A 10,143-nucleotide genomic window follows, 5' to 3' on the forward strand; every position below is an offset into this window, starting at 1 on the left:
CCCCTCCCACACTCAAACCGGGTGAAGCCTACTTACTGAGCCGCAGATTTCGTAGGCGCGCCCAGTTTGCTGCGCGACAGCGCTACGTCGAAGAGGTAGTGGGGCCTCCCACATTTCCCACAGGTATTCAGTGAGTTATGTACGCATCCCGCGCCCACTCACCAGCAATTTCGCGCAGCCGATGTACAAGACGATGGTCGCCACGATCATGAAGGTGATCGCCACACTGATCTTGATATCCGACACACCCAGGATGCCGTAACGGAAGGCGTTGACCATGTGCAGCACCGGGTTGGCCAGCGACACGGTCTGCCAGAACGGCGGCAGCAAGCTGATGGAGTAGAACACGCCGCCCAGGTAGGTCAGCGGCGTCAGCACGAAGGTCGGGATGATCGAAATATCATCGAAGTTGCGTGCGAATACTGCGTTGATGAACCCCAGCAGCGAGAAGATCGTCGCCGTCAGCACCACCACCAAAATAGTGACCCCGAGGTGATGCACCTGCAGGTGGGTGAAGAACAGCGAGAGCAGCGTCACGATCACCCCGACCATCAAGCCACGCAACACACCGCCTGCGGTGTAGCCGAGCAGGATGGTATGCGGCGACACCGGCGAGACCATCAGTTCTTCAATGGAGCGCTGGAACTTGCTGCCGAAGAAACTTGAGACGACGTTGCCGTAGGAGTTGGTGATCACCGACATCATGATCAGGCCCGGCACGATGTACTCCATGTAGGTGAAACCACCCATGTCACCGATTTGCCGGCCGATCAGGTTTCCGAAGATCACGAAGTACAGGACCATGGTGATCGCTGGCGGTAGCAGGGTCTGCGGCCAGATCCGGGTAAAGCGCTTCACTTCACGGTAAACGATGGTTTGCAGCGCGACGAGGTTGGGTTGCAGTTCGGAACTCATACCGCCACCTTCGTCAGATTTTTCTCCACCAGGGACACGAACAACTCCTCAAGGCGATTGGTTTTATTACGCAAGCTCAGCACTTCGATGTTCTGGGTCGCCAACTGCGTGAACAGCGCAGTGATGCCCATGGCCTTGTCGACCTGGACTTCCAGGGTGTGGCTGTCCAACAGACGGCTTGGGTAGCCCAGCAGTTGCGGCGGCGCCGACAGATTGTTCTTCAGGTCGAGCAGGAAAGTTTCCACATGCAACTGACCCAGCAGGTTACGCATGCTGGTGTTCTCGACGATGGTGCCGTGGTCGATGATGCCGATGTTGCGGCACAGTTGCTCAGCCTCTTCCAGGTAATGGGTGGTGAGGATGATGGTGATGCCCTTCTCGTTCAGCTCGGTGAGAAAGGTCCACATCGAACGACGCAACTCGATATCCACGCCAGCGGTAGGCTCATCGAGGATCAGCAGGCGTGGCTCATGCACCAGCGCGCGGGCGATCATCAGGCGACGTTTCATACCGCCGGACAACGAACGGGACGGCACATCGCGCTTGTCCCACAGACCGAGCTGGGTCAGGTACTGCTCGGCGCGTTCCTTGGCGACTTTCGACGGGATGCCGTAGTAACCGGCCTGGGTCACGACGATATCGAAGGTCTTTTCGAACTGGTTGAAGTTGAATTCCTGGGGCACCACGCCGATGGAACGCTTGAGCGCTGCCGGGGATTTATCCAGGTCATGGCCGAAGATATTCACCGTGCCGCTGGTCTTGTTGACCAGGGTGGAGAGGATGCCGATGGTGGTGGATTTGCCGGCACCATTGGGGCCGAGCAAGGCGAAGAAGTCACCTTCGGCAACATCCAGATCGATACCACTCAGGGCCTGGAAACCGTTGCCGTAGGTTTTGGTTAGCTGCCGGATGGACAGAGCGGAACTCATATCGGAATACGCACCAAAGAAGGGAATGAAAGGAGTAGATGAGCGCGCAGCCCACGTAGTTCAACGGCGGCGCATGACAAGCATGGTGCTTGCCCGCGCCGCACAAGTACAGTCACCTGTATTAATAGTCAGTATTAAGTCAACGCGGTCATGACCGCTTTGCGATAAGCCGGACGTTGTTGCAGGCGCTGATACCAGGCTTCCAAATGGGGCATTGTCGGGCGCTCGATGGGCATTTCGAACCAGGCGTAGGCAAAGCAACCCAAGGGGATATCGCCCATGCCAAAGGCATTGCCGGACAGGTAAGGCTGCTCGGCGAGGGCCTGATCGACTGTTTTAAGCGCATCGATACACGCTTGGCGCCGGCATTGATGCTGTCCCAGTTCTGTTTTTCCGCCGGAGTGCGCACAACACCCCAGAACACCGCCTTGAATGGCTCGGCCAGGGTCGAGGTGGTCCAGTCCATCCACTTCTCCGCGCTGGCTCGGGCTTGCAGATCGCTCGGATAAAATTCCGACGCGTGCTTGGCACATAGATAACGCACGATGGTGTTGGATTCCCACAACACAAAGTCACCGTCCTGAATCATCGGCACCCGGCCATTGGGGTTCAACGCCCGGTATTGCGGGGTGTCGACCACACCAAAGGCGCCGCCCGCATCAATTGCCTCATAGTCCAGGCCGAGTTCCTCGGCGCACCACAGTGCTTTCCTGACGTTTGATGAATTTTTACGACCCCAGATCTTCAGCATGACCGCGCCTTATTGTTGATGAACATGGCTTGATGGACGCAGCAGCATACGCCGGTTCACCCGCGGCTTAAATCGCTCTGCAGGTCGCCCAACAGGTTTGGCATGTCGTCGACAAACAGGTGCGGGTAACATTTCTGAATATGGGCGAAGAATAATTCCTCGGGCACATCAGCAAATTGCCCGTGGTCCACCACGTACTCCATCGAGCGCTGGCCCTGGCGATTGAACGCGTGAAACACACTGTCGTTGCGCCCATCGAAGTCCAACGGCGGAACATCGAATACTTCGCACAATTGCTGATTGAATGCCGGCGTGGCTTTGACCCAGCGGCCGTTCAAGTGCAACTCGGTGTAGCCATGCATGGCGAACACATCACTTTTGAGCAACGCAAGCAGGCGCGGGGTCGACAGGTGATTGCGCACATCCGCCAGGCCAATGCGCGCCGGGATCCCGCAGTGACGGACGCAGGCAGCAAGCAAGGTGGCCTTGGGCACGCAGTAGCTCTCACGGGTGGCCAAGGCGAAGCTGGCATTCAAGGTGTCTGGATCGCGGCTGAAGGTGTAGGGGTTGTAGCGCACGGCCTCACGCACGGCGTAATAGAGACTGACTGCCTGGTCAGTTAAATCCGCACGGGTTCCGCGATGTTTTTCGGCGAACTCCACCACCGCAGGGTGGTCACTATCGATGAAGCGGCTGGGACTCAGGTACGTTTCCATGAGCGCTGTCTCCGAGGGAAGCCTGGAGTCTAACGACAGGTCGGCCGTGGGGATAACGACGAATCCGCCAAATCTCGTAACACCCTGATCACCGCGCTTGCTCGGATGCCGACTAAGCTCCTTGGTGGTTTCGCCCCTGGTTTCACGGAGGATTGAATATGCTGTTGTTGTGGATACTGGTTCTGGTGGTCGGCGTTGCCTACCTGGCACATCGCCGCACCGCGCCCCTGCCCGCCTTGGGTGTGGTCGCCGTCTACCTGCTGGCGATGGGCGCCTGGAGCCATGCACCGGGTTGGCTGCTGCTGATCTTCTGGGTGTTGATCGCTGTCGTGGCCGCACCGTTGCTGCTGCCGGACCTGCGCCGCCAATATTTCACCAAGCCACTGTTCAGTTGGTTCCAGAAAGTACTTCCGCCCATGTCCGAAACCGAGCGCGACGCCATCGACGCCGGCACCGTGTGGTGGGACGGCGAACTGTTCAGCGGCCGCCCCGATTGGGACAAGTTGCTGGCCTACCCCAAGGTGCAACTGACCGAAGAGGAACAGGCCTTCATCGACGGCCCTACCGAAGAACTCTGCGCCATGGTCAGCGACTGGGAAATCGGCCAGGCCATGGACCTGCCGCCGGCTGCCTGGGAGCACATCAAGACCCACGGTTTCTTCGCACTCATCATTCCTAAGGAGTACGGCGGCAAGGGCTTCTCCGCCTTCGCCCACTCCCAGGTGGCGATGAAACTCGCCACCCGCAGCGGCGACCTCGCCTCCACCGTGATGGTGCCCAACTCCCTCGGCCCGGCAGAACTGCTGCTGCACTACGGCACCGAAGAACAACGCAACCACTACCTGCCACGCCTGGCCCGCGGCGATGACATCCCGTGCTTCGCCCTCACTGGCCCACTGGCCGGCTCCGATGCGGGCGCCATGCCTGACACCGGCGTGATCTGCAAAGGTGAATGGGAAGGCAAGGAAACCCTCGGCCTGCGCCTGAACTGGGAAAAACGCTACATCACCCTGGGACCGGTCGCGACCCTGCTCGGGCTGGCCTTCAAAGCCCATGACCCGGACCATCTGTTGGGCGAAGAGGAAGACCTGGGTATCAGTCTGGCGCTGATCCCCACCGACACTCCCGGTGTGGAAATCGGCCGTCGTCACCTGCCGCTCGGCGCCGCCTTCATGAACGGCCCCAACTCCGGCAAGGACGTGTTCATCCCCCTGGAATTCCTCATCGGCGGCCAGGAAATGCTCGGCAAGGGCTGGATGATGCTGATGAATTGCCTGTCGGTGGGCCGCTCGATTTCCTTGCCTGCCGTGGGCACCGGCGCGGCCAAGTTCACCAGCCTGGTGACCGGCCAGTACGCCCAGGTGCGCGAACAGTTCAACGTGCCACTCTCCGCCTTCGAAGGTATCCAGGAAGCCCTGGCCCGCATCGGCGGCAACGCCTGGCTGATGGACAGTGCGCGCATGCTCACCGCCAATGCCGTCGACCTCGGGGAAAAACCTTCAGTGCTGTCGGCGATCCTTAAGTACCACCTCACCGAGCGCGGCCGCGAATGCATCAGCCACGCCATGGACGTGCACGGCGGCAAGGGCATCATCATGGGCCCCAACAACTACCTGGGTCGAAGCTGGCAAGGCGCGCCGATCTTCATCACTGTCGAGGGCGCGAATATACTCTCGCGCAACCTGATGATCTTTGGCCAGGGCGCCATCCGCTGCCATCCGTTCGTGCTCAAGGAAATGGCCCTGGCCGGTCGCGAAGACCATGACCAGGCCCTGAAGGAATTCGACGGCCTGCTAATGCAACACATCGGTTTTGCCGTGAGCAACGCCGCCAGCACCCTGGTACTGAACTTGGGCTTTGGCCGCTTTGAGAAAGCGCCGGGTAACCGCCTGAGCCAGGGTTATTTCCGTGCACTCAATCGCCAGGCTGCGGCCTTCGCCCTGCTTGCGGACTTGAGCATGATGCTGCTGGGCGGCGAACTGAAACGCCGCGAACGCCTGTCGGCACGCCTGGGGGACGTACTGAGCCATATGTACCTGGCTTCGGCGGCACTCAAGCGTTATCACGACCTGGATTCGCCGGACCACCTGGAACCGCTGTTCGCCTGGGCCATGGAAGAAAGCCTCGGCGAGTCGGAACGTGCGCTGGATGAGTTGCTGGGCAACTTCCCGAACAAGGTGCTCGGGTGCCTGCTGCGGGTGATTGTGTTCCCGTTCGGCCGTCGCCATACCGGACCGTCCGATGCCCTGGATGCCGAGGTGGCCGCCGTCATCGGCCGCGCCAAAGGCGACCCGACACTGGAAGAGTTGCTGGCCGGCTGCTACCGCCCACAATCGGCGGACGATCCGGTAGGTGCCCTGCAACACGCCTACGACCTGCTGGGTGCCAGCCATCCGCTGCAGAAAAAACTCCACACCGCGCTCAAAAGCGGCCAGGTCAAACCGACGGCCGGCGAGCATGCCATCGACGCCGCGCTGCATGCCGGGGTGCTGCAACCGGGCGAGGCGCAGACGTTGCGTGACGCTGAAGCAGCGCGGCGCAAGGTGATCGACGTGGATGATTTCAGCAAGGAAGAACTGGCCCAGGCGGAGGGCACCGTCCGCTGATCCCTGCGGTCATATAAAAACGGGCGCGAGAGCTATATACTCTCGCGCCCGTTTTTGCTTTAGAGGACTTATCTCGTGTCCAACGTCGTTGCCGATCATCTCGCCTTGCTCGACCACCTGCGCAGCATCCTGGTTGCCGTCGGCGAAGCCGAACAGGTGCCCGAGGAAAGCCACACCCTGTTCCTGGAGCGCTTCGACGAACTGCGCGCCCTGCTGCCGATCGACCCGATCGAAAGCCAGTACCTGGGCCAGGACCTGATGAGCCAAGTCATTCTGCGCTACCCGCAAATTGCCCACCTGGTGCCACGCGATCTGCTGTGGTTCTTCGGCGGCGATTGCCTGCACTTTATGCCCGACGAAGAGCTGGACCTGTACCAGGCCCTGGAAGAACGTCGTTACGAGGCCGAACAGAACGACGAACCGTTCGACTGGAACCAGGAAAAGCAACTGCTGGCCATGCCCCAGGATCAGAGCAAGCACTGATCAGCCAGCCACACCAGAGGGCCGACGCAATGTCGGCTCCTTCGCCATACACTCCACCAGATAATCAATAAACACCCGCAGCTTCGGCGGCAGGTAGCGCGTGGGCGAATGCAGCAACCACGCCTCGCCATGGTAGGACGCAATAAAATCCCACCCTGGCAACACCTGCACCAAACGCCCCTCCTCCAACGCATGGCGCGCCGTAAAAAACGGCAGGCTGCCAATCCCCACATGTTGCAACACCGCATCCAGCCGCACGCCGGTGTGATTCGCTGCATAACGCCCGTGCACGCCGACAGTCACAGCCTTACCGTCCTGTCGGAATTTCCAACGCGAGTCGCCCGGGGTTTCGCCAAGGTAGAGGCAGCTGTGTTCCAGCAAATCGTGGGGATGCTCCGGCATACCGTGTTCGGCCAGATACTGCGGCGTCGCACACAGCAAATGCTCGATCGGCAATAGCTGCCGCCCCACCAGCCCCGGCGGCGGGCTGTCGGTGATGCGAATGCTCAGGTCAACATTGTCATCGATCATGTCTACCTGCCGGTCTTCGAGGATCAGTTGCACATCCACCTTGGGGTACCGCCGCAGAAACTCCGGCATATGTGGATGCACCACAAACCGCCCCACCGCCTTAGGCACACTGACCCGCACCAACCCCTCGGCTTCATGGGTGAATTGACCACTGATTTCCATCACCGAACGCGCCGCGTTGACCATCTCCTGGCAGCGCTTGAACACCTCTTCTCCGCCTTCGCTCAAGCGCAGTTTGCGCGTGGTGCGCTGCAGCAACCGGGTAGCCAGGGCCTTTTCCAGGCGCGAAATACTGCGACTCACCGCCGAGGGCGAAACACTCAGTTGCCGTGCCGCGCCGGAGAAGCTGCCGGTCTCCACCACCTTGACGAAAATCGCCATTTCACCCAGCAGCGGCAACGGAAGATTGATGCTCATGACGCACAGGTCCATTGATATTTGAACGGATTATCACCTATTCAAGCACTATTTATACTGCCCGCAGAACCCTGATGCGGATGTAGAAAATGACCGAGCGCCTGTTTTTCACCCACGATCACCTCAGTGCCGAGCTTGAAGTACTGAGCTGCACGCCCTGCGAGGACCAGTTTGCGGTCATTTTGCAGTCGACGATTTTCCATCCCCAGGGCGGTGGCCAGCCGTTCGACACGGGCTGGCTCGGCGATGCTCAGGTCCTGCGCGTCACTCAGGAAGCTGACCGCGTGGTGCACTATGTCAACCAACCTGTAGCTGTGGGTCCCATCACCGCACGGGTCGATGCGGCACGCCGCACCCTGCACACACGCCTGCATTCCGCCGGGCATTTGATCGGCAACGCCGGCGAAACCCTGGGCTGGATGCCGATCAAGGCCCACCACTGGCCAGGCGAAGGCAAGATCACGTTTATCCGTGGCGAAAGCGCGCAAGCCATCGACGCCCAGACCCTTCAGCAGCAGATCAACCAATGGATCGCCGCAGACTACCCGCGCCATATGGCCCTGGATGACGGCACCCGCGAGGTGGGTTTCGGTGAGCTGCCCACCTACGCTTGCGGCGGTACCCATGTGCAAACCCTTGGCGAGCTGGGGGAGGTAACTATCCTGGCCCTGTCGGAAAAAAAGGGCGCGCTGTCGGTGCGGTACAGCCTGGACTAAACCGCGACGACTCTTCGAGCACTGCGCCCCACGAAGCGTCTAAACCGCAGGTTACAGCGTTGCAGCATGCGCATTCGAGGGTGCTATCGAGTTTTTAGATAAGCCTCTTCCTGGTCTCCCTGGCACACCTTTGCAGTGTTAGTGTGTGGAAATGTTTCTGACACATTGATCAGAAACCCCCTACTTTCCCTTTGCAAAGGAATGCCTTTAACCATGCACTTTCCCCTCAAGCAATTGGCGGCTGCGACCTTGTTCGCGGCGAGCCTTTCGGTGATGAGCAGCGCCGTTTTTGCCAACATTACGCCGGAGCAAAGCTCGGCGATTCTGAAGGGTTTCAACGAAACGCCAGTCACCGATTTTCGTGGTTTCCTCAGCACCCTGGCCAAGGGCGACCTGGGTAAAACCGCTGACGTGGGCCCGGCCATCAGCGCCTTCCTCGACAACCAGACCCCGACCGCCGACCAGCAGAACGACATCCATCGCTTGCTGGGTATTTACACCCGAGTGAAGTACGGCAAAGCCGCCCTCGATACCCTGCGCGAACTGGTGGAGATCCCGACCTTCAACGTGGACGGCGTGCCGCAATACAAGAACCCGGAGTTCATCCGGATTGCCGACAAGATCCAGGCCCTGGCCAAAACCTTTGACCTGGACTTCCGTAACGTCGACAACCGCGTGTATGAAATCTCCCTGGCAGGCAGCGGCGACGAGGTAGTGGGTATCCACGCTCACGCCGACGTGGTGCCGGTGACACCGGAAAACTGGGTATTGAAGGACGGCACCCAACTCGATCCCTTCAAGGTCACGCTGATCGGCGACCGCATGTATGGCCGCGGCACCGAGGATGATAAAAACGGCATCGTGGTGGCGATGTATGCCATGAAGGTGATCAAGGAAGAAAAGCTGCCGCTGGCGCGTAATTTCAAGCTGCTGGTAGACACCACTGAAGAAACCTCCGGCGACGCCATCCCTTACTACTTCGAACGCAACCCGACGCCGCAATACAACCTGGCGTTGGACGGTGGCTATCCGGTGGTGATTGCCGAAAAAGGTTATGGCACCGTCATGGCGACTTTCCCGCGCCGTAAAGGGGAAGGCAAAGGCGCAGAAATCATCGCAATGACCGGCGGCATGGCCACCAACCAGATTCCATCGGTGTCAGTGGCCACGTTCGTCAGCGAAAAACCTGCCGAATTGGCAGCCAATCTCCAGGACGCCGGCACGGCATACGCCAAGCGCAACGGTGGTGATTTTGACGTGAGCGCCAAGGTCGTCGGCAAGGACGTCAAACTGACCGTCACCGCCGTGTCGGCGCACTCCTCCGAGCCGGAGTCCGGTGTCAACCCTGTGGCGCGCATGCTCGAGCTGATCCACAGCGTCGACGGCAAGATTGCCCTCAAGCACAACCACATCACCGACGCAGCACGGTATGCGTCCGACAACTGGGGCCTGGATTACCTGGGTGGCAAATTGGGCGTGGGCTTCTCTGATGATTTCATGGGGCCGCTGACCACGTCGCTGACCTTTGTCGGGCTGGACGACAACGCCTTCAAGCTGGCCGTCAACCTGCGGGTGCCGAAGGGCAAATCCCCGGAGAAACTCAAGGCTGAGATCGCCGAGAAGCTGAGCGCCTGGGATAAGAAGAGCAAGGTCAACGTGGACTTCACCTACTCGGTGGCCGAGCCGATGTTCCGCAACCCGGAAGGTGAATGGGTGAAGGCCTTGCTCGCGGTCGCCAGCGAGAACCTGGGCATGGAACATAAATTCGGTACTTCGGCCGGCGCCACCTCGGTCCACGAGCTGCCGAACGGTGTACAGTTCGGCCTCGCGCGCCCGGAAGTGAAGTACACCGGGCATACCGACAATGAGTTCAAGACGGTCGACCAGTTCTTGCTGGACTTGCAGATCGTCACCGAAATGATGGGCCGCATCGGCCAACTGCCCTCGCTCTGACCCGCGTTCGCGCCCGCCACCAGGCGGGCGTTGGCGGCTCACTTTAGTGTGTTGCTCAAATCGCAGGCAAAAAAAAGCCACTCTACTGAGTGGCTTTTTTCTTGAATATGGAGCGGGAAACGAGAC

Annotated in this window: 8 protein-coding genes and 1 pseudogene; 4 read left to right on the forward strand and 5 right to left on the reverse strand. The window is 59.9% G+C overall.

The genetic code is table 11. From position 1 onward, the window contains the following. Window positions 1–135 precede the first annotated feature (135 nt). The 4 genes and pseudogenes from IQK56_RS22155 to IQK56_RS22170 form a co-directional block, all read right to left on the reverse strand. Complete coding sequence (locus IQK56_RS22155; protein WP_112194370.1) at window positions 136–915, reverse strand: ABC transporter permease; 780 nt, start codon at window positions 913–915, stop codon at window positions 136–138. Next, window positions 912–1,844: an ABC transporter ATP-binding protein gene (locus IQK56_RS22160; RefSeq protein ID WP_099582808.1), complete on the reverse strand. Its 933-nt coding sequence runs from the start codon at window positions 1,842–1,844 to the stop codon at window positions 912–914. Before IQK56_RS22160 ends, IQK56_RS22155 begins: the two co-directional genes overlap by 4 nt. A 134-nt stretch (window positions 1,845–1,978) precedes the next feature. Further along, window positions 1,979–2,595, reverse strand: a pseudogene (locus IQK56_RS22165) (glutathione S-transferase). A gap of 56 nt (window positions 2,596–2,651) precedes the next feature. Next, window positions 2,652–3,311, reverse strand: a complete 660-nt coding sequence (locus IQK56_RS22170) for a transglutaminase-like domain-containing protein (RefSeq protein ID WP_193863939.1) — start codon at window positions 3,309–3,311, stop codon at window positions 2,652–2,654. A gap of 158 nt (window positions 3,312–3,469) precedes the next feature. On the opposite strand from IQK56_RS22170, the gene IQK56_RS22175 reads away from it, so the two are divergent. Beyond that, window positions 3,470–5,917: an acyl-CoA dehydrogenase gene (locus IQK56_RS22175; protein WP_193863938.1), complete on the forward strand. Its 2,448-nt coding sequence runs from the start codon at window positions 3,470–3,472 to the stop codon at window positions 5,915–5,917. 75 nt (window positions 5,918–5,992) lie between these two features. Beyond that, window positions 5,993–6,400, forward strand: a complete 408-nt coding sequence (locus IQK56_RS22180; RefSeq protein ID WP_122306773.1) for a PA2817 family protein — start codon at window positions 5,993–5,995, stop codon at window positions 6,398–6,400. Here the strand turns inward: IQK56_RS22180 and IQK56_RS22185 are convergent, their stop codons facing one another. Then, complete coding sequence (locus tag IQK56_RS22185) at window positions 6,401–7,348, reverse strand: LysR family transcriptional regulator (protein WP_122306774.1); 948 nt, start codon at window positions 7,346–7,348, stop codon at window positions 6,401–6,403. 89 nt (window positions 7,349–7,437) lie between these two features. Between IQK56_RS22185 and IQK56_RS22190 the strand changes: the two genes are divergently transcribed. Further along, a complete protein-coding gene (locus IQK56_RS22190; RefSeq protein ID WP_122306775.1) occupies window positions 7,438–8,064 on the forward strand; it encodes an alanyl-tRNA editing protein in 627 nt (208 codons plus the stop codon). A 213-nt stretch (window positions 8,065–8,277) separates the two neighbouring features. Further along, the gene (locus IQK56_RS22195; protein ID WP_193863937.1) at window positions 8,278–10,017 is read left to right on the forward strand and encodes a dipeptidase; all 1,740 of its coding nucleotides are present in this window, start codon (window positions 8,278–8,280) and stop codon (window positions 10,015–10,017) included. The last annotated feature ends 126 nt before the right edge of the window (window positions 10,018–10,143 follow it).

The sequence above is a fragment of the Pseudomonas cyclaminis genome (assembly GCF_015163715.1).
Lineage (GTDB): Bacteria > Pseudomonadota > Gammaproteobacteria > Pseudomonadales > Pseudomonadaceae > Aquipseudomonas > Aquipseudomonas cyclaminis.

Bases quoted from the DNA above. Each gene is read 5' to 3' on its own strand.
- IQK56_RS22155 (WP_112194370.1), bottom strand. From the start codon at position 915: ATGAGTTCCGAACTGCAACCCAACCTCGTCGCGCTGCAAACCATCGTT.
- IQK56_RS22160 (WP_099582808.1), bottom strand. From the start codon at position 1,844: ATGAGTTCCGCTCTGTCCATCCGGCAGCTAACCAAAACCTACGGCAAC.
- IQK56_RS22170 (WP_193863939.1), bottom strand. From the start codon at position 3,311: ATGGAAACGTACCTGAGTCCCAGCCGCTTCATCGATAGTGACCACCCT.
- IQK56_RS22175 (WP_193863938.1), top strand. From the start codon at position 3,470: ATGCTGTTGTTGTGGATACTGGTTCTGGTGGTCGGCGTTGCCTACCTG.
- IQK56_RS22185 (WP_122306774.1), bottom strand. From the start codon at position 7,348: ATGAGCATCAATCTTCCGTTGCCGCTGCTGGGTGAAATGGCGATTTTC.
- IQK56_RS22190 (WP_122306775.1), top strand. From the start codon at position 7,438: ATGACCGAGCGCCTGTTTTTCACCCACGATCACCTCAGTGCCGAGCTT.
- IQK56_RS22195 (WP_193863937.1), top strand. From the start codon at position 8,278: ATGCACTTTCCCCTCAAGCAATTGGCGGCTGCGACCTTGTTCGCGGCG.